Origin of the sequence: Breoghania corrubedonensis (genome assembly GCF_003053845.1) — a bacterium.
GTDB classification, from domain to species: domain Bacteria; phylum Pseudomonadota; class Alphaproteobacteria; order Rhizobiales; family Stappiaceae; genus Breoghania; species Breoghania corrubedonensis.
Map to the genome: position 1 here is coordinate 142,183 of NZ_QAYG01000010.1, position 13,495 is coordinate 155,677.

The following is a 13,495-nucleotide window of genomic DNA, read 5'->3' on the forward strand; positions in this document are numbered from 1 at the left end:
TCGCTGTGCCACGACCGGTTGCTCCTCGTTCCTCCCTTCTGGGCCACAATGGCGGCCCGCCGCTCGACGGGTCCCGCCCCTGGAACGAAGGCCATTTCGGAAGCTATTTCGGCTGGCGGGCGGCCCATGACGCGGTGTGGAAATCGATCCCGCCGGCGATCGCCCTCAGGCGGGCCCGCAAGGCGGCCGCTCTCGGCCTGACCTATGTCGAATACACGATCGAGATCCTCGACCGCGGCCGTTACCTGCAAGCCGGCGACACCCAGCGCATCGCCGAGATCATCGCGGCCCGGCGGGGCTGAGCGTCCCTTTGCCGTCACGTCGGTATCTTGCCGGCCGCAGTGCGGCGAAGGGAGAGGGGAAATGGAGCGGCTTCGCCGCGCTTGTTGCGCTGGATTCCGGATCAGCGTTCGGCTTTGCCTCACTTGTCCGGAATGAGGGCGAGCGAAGCTCGCCGGGGCTTGAGGCTTCAACTTGCCTCTTGCTCCCTCATTCCGAGCGGTCTGCCGCGAAGCGGCCCCAAACCCTACTGGGCCAGACCCGGAATCCAGCGCAACAAGCGCGGCGAAGCCGCTCCATTTCCCTTCCCTTCCCTTCCTTCCCGTCCCCTTCTCCTATTCCACCAGCGCCCCGCCATCGTTCACACCGGTATTGCGGTCAGGGTAGGACAGCGCGAAATCGTTGCCGGGCATATGCGGAAAACCGCGAAAATTGATGAGGTTGGCGAATTTGGCGCGGCAGGTCGCCGCCCGCTTGTCGCAGCCCGCACTCACCGTGAAGCCGTCGCCCGCCGTGATCGCGGCCGAAGGCGCAAGCCACAGCGTGAGCACCGCGCCATCCGCGCCAATGGCATGGCCCGTCACTTCCATCGCCCGGCCCATATTGGCACCCGATGTCCAGCGCAGCAGCCCGCGGGCGAAGAAATCCTCCGCAAAGCCGTCAAGCCCGGCCACGACGATGCGGCGCTCATCCCAAACCATGCTCACGATGCCCGTTCCGCGATAGGCTCCCGTCTCGACATCGACGCCGCAGCGCGCATCGCCCAGATCCGCGTCGCAGACATGGGAAAAGACGCGACCGCGCACCTCCTCCAGGCCTTGCGCCAGCGAGCGCAGTTCGGCCTTGAAGGCACCGTCTGCGCGCGTCACCTCGCCGATCTCGGCGATCCGCATCAGCATGCGTTCGGCCGGATCGGCCCAGTTGACCCGCCACACCTCGATGCGCGCCCTGTCCCACAGCCCGGCGGCGAGATCTGCCTCCGACAGCGGTTCGCCCGACAGCACCAGATCGTTGAGCGCCCCGGCGATTTCCGATCCGCCAACGGCGAGACCCGGGCCTGTCGTCGCCTCGCTGGCCTCGGGCCCGCTATCGGCGAGATACGTCACGCCATCGAAGACGATATCGGCGTCGTGATCGGTAAAGCCCAGCACCGTGCCGTCGCCGCGCGCGGCCTTCCAGCAGGTGGCGAGCGTCGTCGCGCCGGCGGCCAGATGCGCGGCGAAGGCGGGATCAAGCGTCTTCACGGGAGGATCTCCACGATGGGGACCTGGGGAATGGCGCCGGCCTCGAAATGGCTCATGGAGATTTCCAGCCGGTCGGTGTCGAAGCGCGCGGGCACGTCGAAGGCGAAGCCGGCCGTGATCGCGGCGCCCTCGGCGGGCACCGATCCGGCATCGAAGGTGACGCTGCCGCTCAGCGCGTCGAGCGTGAAGCCGGACGCGACCTCCACCCCGTCGATGGCGATGCGCAGCGTGCCCGCCACCGGCTTGGTGATGGGGCGCACATAGGCGGTCGCACCGGATCCGTAGATCTTGACGAGCCGGAACCGGTCGGTCTCGCCGTCGCCGGTGCCGATGTTGCAGTCGGTGGCGGCGGGTTCGGCCGAAGGCAGGCCCGATTTCCAGTCGAAGGGATCACGAAAACGGAAGCCGTAGAGCCGGCCGCGCCGTTCCTCGAAGAAGGCGACGACCGCCGCCAGATCATCGAAACTGCGGATGCCGTAGCCGGCGTCATACCGACGGCGAGAGCGGGACCAGCGGGCATTGCGCGCTTCGCCGCCCGACCCCAGCGCCACGATATCGGTGCGCCGTTCCGGCCCGCCCGACGAGCCGAAGCCCACTGCGACCGGAAACCGCACCTCGTGGAAGGCCGTTATCGTCGCCATGCGTCACCTTTGCGTTTGGGATTTGATTTGCGTCATGTCGAAATGCGGACGGGTGGGCAAGAGTCACCGCATAGCGGAGGAGAAGAGCCCATGACGCATGTGCCCCATGAGCTGCAGGAGGAATTCCCCGAAGCCGCGCAGGTTCTGCACCAGCTGAAGATGTCCGATCCGAGGCTGGAGTCGCTTTGCGAACGCTACGGGACGGTCAACCACGATATTCATCTCATTGAATCGGAAATCACGCCCGCCAGCGACGCCGCGACCGAGGATCTCAAGAAAGAGCGGCTGGCGCTGAAGGACGATATCGCCGAGGTACTGCGAAAGGCCGGCGCCATCGGCTGAACGCCTTGCGTCAACATCTTGCGATCGGCGGCGCACGGTTGACGGATTTCAATGAACTCATGCGCCGTCTCTTCGTAAAGTGAGAAACGGTTCACGTGAGTAACCGCAAAGGCCTCCGACACGGAATTCCCCTCCCCTCCCCGTGTCGAAGACCCGAAGCACCGCTGCCGCAGCCCCTCCTCGCGGCGACGGTGTTACAGCCCGCGTTGCCCCCGTCCGGCAACGCGGGCAACCATTCTGGAAAGCTGCAATTCCGAACGGGCGAAGCTCTCGGCATCCGGCGTCGACACGTTGAAGGTGATGGCGACGCCGCCCGACCCGCTGGCCGACCCACTGGCCCCGCGCACGCCAAGCCGCCCGTCCGCGCCGCGCGCCAGCGGCAGGATCGCCTCCGCCCCGGCCTCCCCGGCAAGCCCTGTTCCGCCGTCCGACATCGGAAAGTACGTGGGCGCCGCGACCACGCCGCCTTGCGCGAAAGCGCGCACCGTTCCCCCCTTGGCGAAGGCCGTGGTGGAGCCGCCGCCGGAAAGGGCGTTGGTCAAGGTGGAGGTGAGCGTCGAGGTCAGCGACGACAGCGAGCGCGAGACGAGGCTTGAGGAAAAACTCAAGGCCGCCTGCCGCAGCACATCGTCAAGCCGCTTGCCATCGGACACCGCCCCCTTCAGCGCACCGGAAAGCACCCGGGAGAAATCGCCCGCGGAGGAATTCAGAAGCCGCATCTCGGAGCGGAACCGGGTGAGATCGTCAAACGGCAGATCGAAGCCGGTATCGTCGGTGGCGGGCATGGGATGACCTTTCGGGTTCGGGGCTCGGGACTCGGGGGTTTGAGTGTTCTGGAGAATGAACGAAGGAGGAGCCCGGCCCACCTCTCCGCTTGTCATCCGTGCCAGCCCTCTCCGCGTATCGTCCGCCTCCCGCAACGCTTGTCATCCCGGCCGCAGCGAAGCGGAGAGCCGGGACCGAGTAATCGGGATGCTTGTTAGCTGGCACGATGGCAAACCACGGAACCGCGCCTTCACGGCAAGAGCCTCAAACCGCAATGGCTACTGGGTCCCCGCTTTCGCGGGGATGACATCGAGGGTGGCGCGCGTCTTCCGGTTTTCCGGCGCGCGCCCCTCCCCCTCACCGGAACGACAAGAGAGAGCCGGGCCGCATCCGCCTGGATGCCGCGTCCTCAATCGGGATACCGTCTGAGCAATGCCGCCAGTCTCGCGCGCTCCGGCGCACCTGTCCTTGCGGGCGGCGCAAGGGCGGCGGCGAGTTCGCGTGGGGTGGCCTGCCACATGGTTTGCGGGCTCCAGTGCAGATGCGCCAGGCAGAACCGCATCACGTCGCGCCACGGAAACGGCGCTACGGAACGAAAGGGCCGCCGCTCTCCCCCGCCTCCCGCGCTTGAGGCGTCTGCGAGACCCCGGCGAAGTCCTGCCACTCGGCCTCGCTGCCCTCGCTGTCGGCGCCGCCGAAGGTGGCCCTGAGAAGATCGCCGACGATCGCGGCGAAGCCCGGCGCGCCGCCAGCGGCGGTCATCGCCGCGACCTGCTCGTCCTCCACCATGTTGCCCGCGCCTCTCAGGCCGGCAGCGATGATGCGCACCGCATCGCGCGCGCAAAGCCGGCCTTCAGCGAAACGCTCGGCAAGCGCGCCCATGTCGGCGACGGAGAACGCGTCCTCCAGCTCCGCGAGCGCGCCCAGCGTCAGGCACAGCGTCCAGCGCCGGCCATCGAGCATCGCCTCTATCTCGCCCCTGTGCCTGTTGACCATCCGCCCATTCCCCCTCATTCGGCCGTGAACGTGAGAGCGCCGGCCGATTCCAGCGCCATTTCGTAAGAGACCTCGCCGGCATGTTCGCCCGCATATTCCAGCGCGGTGAGCTGGAAGGGCCCGGCGACGGTGCCGAAATCCGGGATCACCACCTGCCAGACGCGGATCGCACCGGCGAAGAAGATCTCGCGCACCGCGGCATCCGACGCCCCGTCGCGAAAGATGCCGCCGCCGGAAAGCCCCGCCCGGCGCACGCCCGCGCCTTCCAGCAATTCGCGCCAGCGCCCCACGCTGTCGCTGTCGGTGACGTCGACGCTCTCGGCATTGAAGGCGATGCGGCGGGCGCGGAGCCCGGCCACCGTGACGAAGCTGCCCGATCCGTCGGAATCGAGTTTCAGCAAGAGGTCCTTGCCCCTTTGCGCACCCATGGTGTTCTCCCTGGACGTGGTGGATGAGTGATCCGGTTGATGGCCGCGACGGCGGAGAGCGATTGTTGATGGCGGTTGGCGGGGAACAGGACGAACCCCTCACGCGATCCCTTCCGGCTCCGTTACCGCGCGATAGACGAGCGTGCCGCGCCAGGTGCGCCCGTCGCGGGTGCGCGTCACGGTCTGGGACGTGCGGGCAAGCGTCACCAGCCGGTGACCGGCGAGCGTGATCGCGGCGCCGTCGATCAGGTCGGCAAGCCGCGCCAGCAGCGCCAGCGTCTCCTTGCGACCGCCGGCGCGCGAGAACACCAGAAATTCCAGCCTGTGCTCCTCGCCGGGCCAGTCGTCGCCGGCAATCGCGCGCGCCGACCAGTCGCCGATCGCCACGTTGGGATAGGCAGCCGCGCGCCTTGCACCGTCCTCCACCCGCCCCTCGCCGAGAAGCCCGCTCAAGCCGGCATCGGCGCGAAGCTGCGCAACCAGCGCCGCCTGCATCTCTTCCGCCGCATGGGTCATAGGCCCTCCTCCTCCGCCAGGAGGTCGAGCCAGCGCCCCCGATCGTCGGGATCGCTTGCGGCCAGCACCCGGAAGACCCGCGCGCCCTTGATGAGCCGCCAGCCGCCAGCAACCTGACTTGGCGCGCGCAGGCGAATGCGGTGGGTGACGACGCCGTCGAGCCGTTCGTCGGAAAAGCGCTCGGCCATGCCGCGTACCATCACGGCGCCCCAGATCGCGCCGGCGGGCTCGAAGCTCGTCACGGCGCCGCCCGCGCCATCGTCCGTGATGACCGGGCGCTGCACCGTCAGCCGCGTCGCGAGATCGGAAATCCGGGTCATCAGCGCCCCCCCAGGCTCACCAGCCGGTACGGCGCCAGCAGCGCCGCGACGGGACCCGGGACATCGCCGCCGGGATTGCTCTCGCGATTTTCGTACCAATGCGCGACGAGACGCCGGATCGCGAGGGTAAGCGGCTCGGGAACGTCGGCGGCCGTGCCGTAGCCGGCCGTAAAATCGATCTCGATGCCGTTGACGGCGGTCCCCGGCGCCGGCGCGGACGCGGAAACCACCAGCCGCGACGGCCGGCCGGCCGTATCGAGGCGGAGGTCATCGGGATCGAGGACGCTCGCCACGCCATCGGCGTCATAGACCGTCACCGCGTCGATCGCCGCCACGGGACTACGGGTGATGCGCACCACGCGGTGGGCGGGCCAGGCGTCCAGAACGGTCCGCCAGCCCTGGCTCATCAGCGCCCGGCCGGTGGCGTTTTCCACCTGTAGCCTGGCAGCGGTGACGAGCGCCTCTATGAGCGCGTCCTCGTCGTTGTGATCGACCCGCAGGAAGGCCTTCGCCTGCGCCAGCGAAACGGGCTCGCCCGCCGGGGGCGAGATCAGGATGGTGGGCATGGGCACCTCTTTGTGGAAGGGGCAGAAGGGATGCGGACGGGCCTGGCCGCTATCTTTCCGGCATCCCTGTTCGATTTCTCCAGGGTCATCCCGGACGCGAAGCGGCACTTCGCAGATCCGGGATGACGCTGGAGAGATCGCGGTCAGCGCGGAACGCTGTCAGCGGAGAATGCGGTTCCCAAGCGGCCCCGCCCTCAAAGAGAACGGGGCCGCTTGGGGGGGACGGCCGGCGGGAGGGGGCCGGCCGCAAGCGCTGCTCAAGGCGGTTCATCCGGGCGACAGGCGCCCGGAGGGATCAGGCCGAGAAGGCCAGCAGCTTGATGGCGTCGAAATCCTGCACCCCGCCGCCGACGCGCTTGGTCGTGTAGAACAGCACGTAGGGCTTGGCGGAATAGGGATCGCGCAGCACCCTGAGCCCCATGCGGTCCACCACCAGGTAGCCGCGGGCGAAATCGCCGAAGGCGACCGGCGTCGCGTCCGGGGCGATGTCGGGCATGTCCTCGGCCTCGGTGATGGGGAAGTTCATCAAGGAGGCATTGGCGCCGACACCGGCCGGCGGCTGCCAGAGATAGTTGCCGTCGGCATCCTTCAGCTTGCGGATCTCTGCCTGGGTAGAGCGGTTCATCACCCAGTTGGCGTTCTGGCGATGACCGGCCTTGAGCGAATAAATCAGATCGATCAGCACGTCGGAGGCGTCGGACGCGGGAAGCGTGCCGGCGACGCCGGTCGAGATCGTGCCGATCTTGCCCCATGCCCACCCGCTTTCGTCCACGGTGGGATAATCGAGGAAGCCGCGCGGCTTGTTCGCGCCGTCGCCGTTGATGAAGGCCGCGCCCTCCTGCTCGGCGAACGCCGTCTCCACCTCCTGGGCGATCCACTCGTCGACATTGACGGCCGCATCCTCCAGCAGCGAGGCGGTGGCCGCCGGCATGGCGTAAAGCTCCATCGTGGGGAAGGAGAGTTCGGCCAGCGTCGGCGTGGCGGTCTGGGCGCGGGCATCGGTCTCGCCCACCCAGCCGGTGGCCGCTCCGGTGGTGGCGAAGGGCTTCTTGAAGACGGAGGCCGAGACCTGCCGGTTGCCGGCGATCGCGCGGATCGGCGAGATGTTGGCAAGCCGCGAGAGCACCTGGCTTTCCGTCTCCTGCGGCACCAGATAGCCGCCATCGGGATCGGAGGCGACGGAAAGCGCCTTTTCCTCCAGCCCACGCAGCCGGTCCTCGCGGCCGGTGCGGATATAGGCCTCGAAGGCGGAGCGATGCTCTATCGCCTGCGAGGGGGCGAAGCGGCTGCCGTGCGTCGCCCCCGCACCGCCCAGCCCCGAACCACCGAGCCCCGAACCTCCAAGACCCGGCCGGCGGGACTTCAGCATCAGCTCGTCGAGAGCGCAGTTGATGCGGTCGAGCTTCTCGTCGTGGAGCACGTCGCCGCGCGTCTCCAGCGCCTTCAGCCTTGAATCATTTGCGGCCTTGAACTCCTCGAAAGCATTGAGGAATTCATCGAGACCGGCATCCGTATCGCCACCGCGATCACTGGCCGGCATCGCCGCCACCTTGGTCTCGCGCACCGGCGAGCCGTGTTCCGGCGCACCGCCCGGCTTCGACTTACGTTCCATAATGTCAGTCATTTCACGCACCTTTCGTGAAGGGTGGAAGATTGGGTTTGAGGGAGGGAGATGGAGAGGTCGGCGAGAATGCCGGGCGGCCGCCAGCTCGCGTGGGGCCGTCGTCTTGCCATGCACCAGCCGGTTCAATCGGCGCCCTGCCCTCGCATCAGGGCATCCAGCCGCATCCGCCGGGCGACCCGCCGCAGCCTCGCACCGGACGAGACCGCTGGCACATGAGCCCGCTTCATCGCGTCGATCCGGGCCCCCTCCTGCATCGGAAAGGTGACGACGGAGATCTCCCACAGGTCGACCTCGTTCAGCCGGCGGATGCCGGTGCGCGGATCGCGCTTGCCGCGCACGGTGCGAAAGCCGATGGAAAGCCCGTCGAGAACGCCGGCCTTCATCAGCGACAGCACCTCGCGCGCCCGCGCGAGGTCCGGCATCAGCTCGCCGCGCACCTTCAGTCCCCGTCCGTCCTCGACGATCTCCAGCCAGCGGCCGATGGGCTCGGCCGGTTCGTGCTGGTAGAGAAGCTTGATGCCCGCCGCGCCGCGCTGGCGCAGCGTCGCGGTGAAGGCGCCGGGCATCAGGATATCGCGCCCGAGGTCGGCGACGCCGAACAGGGCGGCATACCCGGAAAACACGCCCGCGTCGGAAACGGTCAGCGGCGCGGGCGGTGCGGCGGGGGCGATTGCCCCTTCCATGATCTGCATGGGCACTTCCCCTTTAGCGAAGCGCGCGGCGTACGCGCGGCTCGGGCCGGGGCGCCGCGTGCGGCCGGGCCAGGATCTGTTCCAGCGTGCGGGCAAAGCGGGCGAAGACATCGCGATGCGCGCCTTGCCGCCTGAAAAGTCGGATCCGGTGGTTCGCCTGCATGGCTTTCCTGTTCCTGTCGTTCGAGGGATGAGAGGAAGAACAACGACCGAAAGCGGAGCCCGTGGAATCCCTTGGCCGGGTTCCCTCAAGGCTCACTCGCGGCCGTTGAAGCGTTGATTCAACCGGGCGATTTCCTGAACGAAATCGTTGAACCGGCGGTTCGAAAGCGCCAGCTCGCGCAAGGCCCAGACGAGCAGCGAACTCGCGCCGCTCGCCCACAGGAAGAGCGCCAGATGGGCCAGGTCGCCGCGCTCGATGACGGAGCGGGTGACGTCTTCCACATCACGCGCCTTCGGCAGTAACAGCGCTGGCGGCAGTAACAGCGCTGGCGGCAGGATCAGCGGCGGCGGCCGGGTCCGGCCCGCCGTCGGGCGAGTAGCCGACAGCCTCGCGCTTTTCCGCCTGGGTCAGGAAATCGGCGCGGCCGAGACGCCGCCACAGCGCCTCGCGTTCGAGCGACAACGCCTCCACCGCGTCCGTATCCCAGCCGAGCCTCAGCCCCTCGCCGTAATGGGGGCTGAGCCAGTTGGTCAGCGCGCGCGCCGTGCGTGAGACGAGCGGCAGCACGGTCTGGCGCCAGAAGGCGCGGTTCGCCTCCTGGTAGTTGGAATAGGTGTTGTCGCCGGGAATGCCGAGCAGCATCGGCGGCACGCCGAAGGCGAGCGCGATCTCTCTGGCCGCCTGGTTCTTGGCGCCGATGAAGTCCATCTCCTGCGGGGTCAGCCCCATCGGCTTCCAGTCAAGCCCGCCTTCCAGCAGCAACGGCCGGCCGGCGTTGCGCGCGCCCTGATAGCCGTCCTCCAGCTCGCCCTTCAGCCGCTCGAACTGTTCGTCGCTCAGGTTCCCCCCCTCGCGCGCGGCATAGATCAGCGCGCCGGAGGGACGCGCCGCATTGTCGAGCAGCGCCTTGTTCCAGGCGCCAGCCGCGTTGTGGACGTCGAGCGAGACCTGCGCCGCCTCGATCGGGGCGAAGCCGTAGTGGTCGTTCAAGGGATGGAAGAGCTTGAGATGCAGCACCGGCGGCATCCCCTCCCCGCCCTCGGCCGCCAGCCGCACGCTGCGGCCCGCCACGGTATACTCGAAGGCTTCCGGCCAGCCGTCGCTCCCGGCGATCACCTTCATCCGGTCGGGCCTCAGCGCATGCAGCTCTCGCAAGGTGTCATCAAGGCTGACGGCCTCCACATAGGCGTTGCCGGCGACCAGCAGGTGGCCATAGACGGTTTCGAGAAAATCGCTTCCGGCCTGGCGCGGGTTGGGGCGGGAGAGAAGCGCGAGCAAGGGGTGAACATCGCGCTCCGCGTCGTTCTCGTAGAGCAGCCACGGCACCGAGGCCGCAGCCTCCGAGATCATCCTGACCGCGCGGTGGACGACCGGGTTGCGGGCAAAGCCCTCGCGCGCCAGGGCCGCATAGTCGCGCGGCGTCCATACCGGCTGACCGGCCCCGTGCAGGGCGATGAGTGGCCCGGTCCGCGAGGCCTTGGCGTCGGGTGCTGCCGATGCCGTCCGGACGGGTGCCGGGCGAAAAAGGTCGAGAAAGCTCATGGGATGATCCTGTTTTGCCTGATGGCCCGAAGAGATCGGCGCACCGGTGGCGCGGGTTCGCGAACCGTCGCGTGCGTGACCGCCGTCACAGCGGCGATGACGCAACGTCGCTAGTCTCAAATCATCGGCGCAAGGGAGGTCACCGCCCCCCCGCAACAACCGCCAACCGGCCGAGAACCGGCCACCACCAAGAGGGAATGAAAAGATGTTTCGCAAGACCGCCATCGCCGCCCTGACCGTCGCCGTCGTCGCGACTTCGGGCATCGCCGCCACCGTTGGATCGGCGGAAGCCAAGAACGGCAAGAAGGGGGCGTTCGCCGCCGGTGCCGTCATCGGCCTCGCCACGGGCGCCATCGTCGCCGGCCGCTATCGCGACCGCCACTACGACAGCGGCTATTATGACAGCGGCTACTACGGCAACGGCTACTACGCATCGCGTCCGCGCCGCTGCTGGGACAAGCCGGTCCGTCGCTGGGACCCCTACTACCAGCGCCGTGTCGTCGTCGGCTACCGCACCGTCTGCCGGTAACGCGCACGACCTGACATCCGCGAAAGAAGCCCCGGTCTCCCCGCCCGGGGTTTCTTTGCGTCTGAAAAGAGGCCGTCGGGCCAGAGCCGCGTTGCAGGGGCCGTGAACAGCCCGTTCAGCGGCAGTTCAAGCGCGGCGGATAAGCGTGGTTTTGCGGATAAAGGGGCTGTGTGTGATTGCGGTCACAGCAATCGGATGGAGCACACCATATCTCCCCATCGTCGCCACACGGCCGTCACAGGCGGGAGCTAGCGTTCCCTCCGCTCCGCTCGCCGGACCGAAAGCCGGCCGCCAGGAAGGAGACAGAAAGCCCATGTTCTACAAGATCATCCTCGCCGCCGTGACCTTCGGCATCGCCCTCGTCTCCGGCATCGCGGCAACGCTTGCCACCACCAATTCCGGCGACGCCGCCCGCCGCGCCGAAGCCCCGCGCGACTGCTACGAGATGCCCGCCTACAAGTGGGATCCCGAGACCCAGTCGAACAAGTTCGTCGGCTACCGCCGGATTTGCCGGTAATCCCGACCGGAAGCTTCCATATCGCCAGAAGGCCCCGGCATCCCCGCCGGGCAATGACGATGGAGCGTGCACAGGCCCGGTCATGGCCCATGGGCCAGCCGCCTGCCCCCCTCTCCCCCCTTGCGGGGGAGAGGTCGGCGAATGCCGACAGAGGGGGGGGGTGAGCCACCCGCACCGAGCCTGCCGCCTTCCCCCCTCTGTCACCCTGCGGGTGACATCTCCCCCACAAGGGGGGAGACGGGCGCAAGCTGCAAACTTTCGGTATACGGCGGGACCGAATATCCCTCACATCGCCCGCACCTTCGGCTCGCCGCTCTCGCTCAGCATCAGCGCGGTGAGCGCCCAGACGAGCGCATCCAGCCGGTCGGGCGAGCGGCCGGAACTCAGGCCGTCGAGGCCGAAGTCGCACATCTCGTCTTCCAGCTTCGAAAACGCGCCGACATGGTGTACCCGGCCCTGTTCGTAGAGCGCGGCCACCGGTTCCGCCCTGAGCCACTTGCCGCGCGTGGCCCTGACCGGCTTCACCGGCACCGATGCGTCGATGCCGGACAGAACGGCGGTCACCATCTCTCCGCCCTGGTTCACCTCCGCGATCAGGCAGTCGGCCGCATGGCGGTGATAGAGCGCGATGGCCGCCCTTCCCCAGCGCACCGGGCGCACCTCCTCCATCGTGCCGTCGGCCAGCACATAGGCATGACCGTCCGCCCCGAGGCCTGCGACGACGAGGCCGCAGGCATCCGCGCCCTTGCCCGACGAGGCCGGCGGATCGATCGCCACGACGATGCGACCCATGCGCGGGGCGGCGGTGGCGCGCGCCTCCTCGATCGCCTCGCGCCGCCACAGCGCATCCACCCGGTCCTCGATCAGTTCGCCGTCAAGCTCCTGCCGGCCAAGCCGCGTGCCGGCATAGCGGCCGACAATCGCCTCCAGAAAACCCGGCGCCAGATTGGTGGCGTTGTCGCGGGTGGCGGCCCGGCTCACCGCGGTCAGCGGATCGGCCAGCAGGCGTTTCATCAGCGCGATGGGGCGCGGCGTGGTGGTCGCCACCTGACGCGGCCGCTCGCCCAGTCTCAATCCGAATTGCAGCATGTCCCATGTCTCCTCGGCGTTGCGCCACTTGGCGAGTTCATCGCACCAGGCGGCCGCGAATTGCGGTCCGCGCAGGGCTTCGGGGTCCTCGGCGGAAAATCCTTGCGCCACCGCGCCGTTCGCCCATTCCAGGCGGCGGCGCGAAGGTTGCCACTGCGGACGCTGCCCGGCGGGATGAACGCTGAGCAGCCCCGAAACACCCTCCACCATCACGTCGCGCACGTCGCCTTGCGTCTCACCCACCAGCGCGATGCGGCCGACCGGCTCGCATGCATAGGGGGAAAGCCCCAGCGCCATGCCGCGCACCCATTCCGCGCCCGTTCGCGTCTTGCCCGCGCCGCGCCCGCCCATGACGAGCCACGTCGTCCAGTTGCCTGCGGGCGGTGTCTGGTCGGGCCGGGCAAAGAGGGCGAAATCATGGGCGAGGCGTTCGATCTCCGATCGTTCAAGGCTCGCCAGCAACGCCTCGATCCGGGCTCTCGATGAGCGCCTCAAGGCGTTGCGCAAGGCTTCGGCGGAATTCGTCAAGGTTCCCGTCTCCTTCCTGATCCGCCGCCACCGCGCGGCCGCTCGCATCGCCGCCACTCCACGCCGCATCGAGTGTCACCAGACGCGAAAGCGTCTGGGCGAGCGTGGAAAGCAGTCTCGCGTCGCGGTCGTCGAAGGCGGTATCGACCGGTTCGCCCTCGCCGTCGGCCCGGGCCTTCAGCCGGGCGCCGAGGCGTTCCTCCAGTTCGCCGACCTGCCGCTCGAAGGCGCGATAAAGCCTGCCGACCAGCTTTGCCCGTTTGGTGTGATTCTCGACCGTCCGGTGCATCCGTGCGCCCTCGGCGCGGATCCAGCCGTTCAGGCGGGCATGGTAGGCAAGCGTTCCCGCCGACATGCCGCATTTGCGGGCGATATCGGCCTGCGTGGCCTCAGCCTCGCCTTCGTAGAGCAGGCGGGCGGCGGCAAGCGCCCGGTCATCGACGCGCACACGTTTCGGCGCGGCGGAGGGAGACTCAGCCGTCATGAAGACCTCGTTGCGGATGAAGAAAACGGACCGGCGGTTATCAGACAGGGTTCAGACAGGTCAGCCGGCATGGTCAAGGCACACGGCATGACCGGTTCCCCTCTGCCATAGGGAGAGGAGATCGGAGTGGGCCTTGCCCGGATCAACGGGCCCGACAGCTCCCCGCCACACTCTCCGCCGTCATTGCCCGGCTTTGTCCTGGCAATCCAGCGCCGCTCGCAGCACTTGCC

The 13,495-nt window shown here is 68.2% G+C and carries 19 protein-coding genes; 4 read left to right on the top strand and 15 right to left on the bottom strand.

All coding sequences use genetic code 11. The annotated features are described in order from the left end of the window. Positions 1 to 5 precede the first annotated feature (5 nt). Positions 6 to 302 carry a hypothetical protein gene (locus C8N35_RS20115; RefSeq protein WP_245926878.1) on the top strand — a complete coding sequence of 99 codons (297 nt, stop codon included), beginning with the start codon at positions 6 to 8 and terminating at the stop codon, positions 300 to 302. A 312-nt stretch (positions 303 to 614) separates the two neighbouring features. On the opposite strand, the gene C8N35_RS20120 is transcribed toward C8N35_RS20115, so the two are convergent. Both C8N35_RS20120 and C8N35_RS20125 read right to left on the bottom strand, forming a co-directional pair. Beyond that, positions 615 to 1,523 carry a DUF2163 domain-containing protein gene (locus C8N35_RS20120; protein ID WP_107991521.1) on the bottom strand — a complete coding sequence of 303 codons (909 nt, stop codon included), beginning with the start codon at positions 1,521 to 1,523 and terminating at the stop codon, positions 615 to 617. Further along, complete coding sequence (locus C8N35_RS20125) at positions 1,520 to 2,164, bottom strand: DUF2460 domain-containing protein (protein ID WP_107991522.1); 645 nt, start codon at positions 2,162 to 2,164, stop codon at positions 1,520 to 1,522. The genes C8N35_RS20120 and C8N35_RS20125 overlap by 4 nt, the downstream gene beginning before the upstream one ends. Positions 2,165 to 2,254: 90 nt before the next feature. Here C8N35_RS20125 and C8N35_RS20130 point away from each other — a divergent pair, with 90 nt between their 5' ends. Continuing rightward, the gene (locus tag C8N35_RS20130; protein ID WP_107991523.1) at positions 2,255 to 2,506 is read left to right on the top strand and encodes an HP1242/YdcH family protein; all 252 of its coding nucleotides are present in this window, start codon (positions 2,255 to 2,257) and stop codon (positions 2,504 to 2,506) included. A 194-nt stretch (positions 2,507 to 2,700) separates the two neighbouring features. Here the strand turns inward: C8N35_RS20130 and C8N35_RS20135 are convergent, their stop codons facing one another. The 11 genes from C8N35_RS20135 to C8N35_RS20185 form a co-directional block, all read right to left on the bottom strand. After that, complete coding sequence (locus C8N35_RS20135) at positions 2,701 to 3,291, bottom strand: phage tail tape measure protein (RefSeq protein WP_107991524.1); 591 nt, start codon at positions 3,289 to 3,291, stop codon at positions 2,701 to 2,703. Between the two features lie 389 nt (positions 3,292 to 3,680). Next, positions 3,681 to 3,935, bottom strand: coding sequence for a phage tail assembly chaperone (locus tag C8N35_RS24415; protein ID WP_281261783.1), 255 nt, complete (start codon positions 3,933 to 3,935; stop codon positions 3,681 to 3,683). After that, positions 3,857 to 4,267: a gene transfer agent family protein gene (locus tag C8N35_RS20145; protein ID WP_107991526.1), complete on the bottom strand. Its 411-nt coding sequence runs from the start codon at positions 4,265 to 4,267 to the stop codon at positions 3,857 to 3,859. Before C8N35_RS20145 ends, C8N35_RS24415 begins: the two co-directional genes overlap by 79 nt. A 14-nt stretch (positions 4,268 to 4,281) precedes the next feature. Continuing rightward, entirely contained in the window at positions 4,282 to 4,695 is a 414-nt protein-coding gene (locus tag C8N35_RS20150) for a phage major tail protein, TP901-1 family (protein ID WP_107991527.1), read from the bottom strand. 99 nt (positions 4,696 to 4,794) lie between these two features. Continuing rightward, positions 4,795 to 5,211, bottom strand: coding sequence for a DUF3168 domain-containing protein (locus C8N35_RS20155; protein WP_107991528.1), 417 nt, complete (start codon positions 5,209 to 5,211; stop codon positions 4,795 to 4,797). Next, positions 5,208 to 5,531: a phage head closure protein gene (locus tag C8N35_RS20160; RefSeq protein WP_107991529.1), complete on the bottom strand. Its 324-nt coding sequence runs from the start codon at positions 5,529 to 5,531 to the stop codon at positions 5,208 to 5,210. Before C8N35_RS20160 ends, C8N35_RS20155 begins: the two co-directional genes overlap by 4 nt. Further along, positions 5,531 to 6,205 (bottom strand): head-tail connector protein, encoded by a 675-nt coding sequence (locus C8N35_RS20165; RefSeq protein WP_245926879.1) that lies wholly within the window; start codon positions 6,203 to 6,205, stop codon positions 5,531 to 5,533. The genes C8N35_RS20160 and C8N35_RS20165 overlap by 1 nt, the downstream gene beginning before the upstream one ends. 187 nt (positions 6,206 to 6,392) lie before the next feature. Continuing rightward, positions 6,393 to 7,709: a phage major capsid protein gene (locus C8N35_RS20170; protein ID WP_428977128.1), complete on the bottom strand. Its 1,317-nt coding sequence runs from the start codon at positions 7,707 to 7,709 to the stop codon at positions 6,393 to 6,395. Between the two features lie 134 nt (positions 7,710 to 7,843). After that, the gene (locus tag C8N35_RS20175; protein ID WP_107991531.1) at positions 7,844 to 8,413 is read right to left on the bottom strand and encodes an HK97 family phage prohead protease; all 570 of its coding nucleotides are present in this window, start codon (positions 8,411 to 8,413) and stop codon (positions 7,844 to 7,846) included. Positions 8,414 to 8,668: 255 nt separating this feature from the next. Beyond that, on the bottom strand, positions 8,669 to 8,857 hold the full coding sequence (locus C8N35_RS20180) for a hypothetical protein (RefSeq protein WP_107991532.1): 189 nt from the start codon (positions 8,855 to 8,857) through the stop codon (positions 8,669 to 8,671). 1 nt (position 8,858) lies between these two features. Further along, positions 8,859 to 10,118 (bottom strand): phage portal protein, encoded by a 1,260-nt coding sequence (locus C8N35_RS20185; protein ID WP_107991533.1) that lies wholly within the window; start codon positions 10,116 to 10,118, stop codon positions 8,859 to 8,861. A gap of 205 nt (positions 10,119 to 10,323) precedes the next feature. On the opposite strand from C8N35_RS20185, the gene C8N35_RS20190 reads away from it, so the two are divergent. Then, complete coding sequence (locus C8N35_RS20190) at positions 10,324 to 10,647, top strand: tyrosyl-tRNA synthetase (RefSeq protein WP_107991534.1); 324 nt, start codon at positions 10,324 to 10,326, stop codon at positions 10,645 to 10,647. 313 nt (positions 10,648 to 10,960) lie between these two features. Then, positions 10,961 to 11,164, top strand: a complete 204-nt coding sequence (locus tag C8N35_RS20195; RefSeq protein WP_107991535.1) for a hypothetical protein — start codon at positions 10,961 to 10,963, stop codon at positions 11,162 to 11,164. 285 nt (positions 11,165 to 11,449) lie between these two features. On the opposite strand, the gene C8N35_RS20200 is transcribed toward C8N35_RS20195, so the two are convergent. After that, positions 11,450 to 12,781, bottom strand: a complete 1,332-nt coding sequence (locus C8N35_RS20200; protein WP_428977127.1) for a DNA-packaging protein — start codon at positions 12,779 to 12,781, stop codon at positions 11,450 to 11,452. Next, positions 12,699 to 13,265: a hypothetical protein gene (locus C8N35_RS24295; protein WP_245926880.1), complete on the bottom strand. Its 567-nt coding sequence runs from the start codon at positions 13,263 to 13,265 to the stop codon at positions 12,699 to 12,701. Before C8N35_RS24295 ends, C8N35_RS20200 begins: the two co-directional genes overlap by 83 nt. Positions 13,266 to 13,495 lie beyond the last annotated feature (230 nt).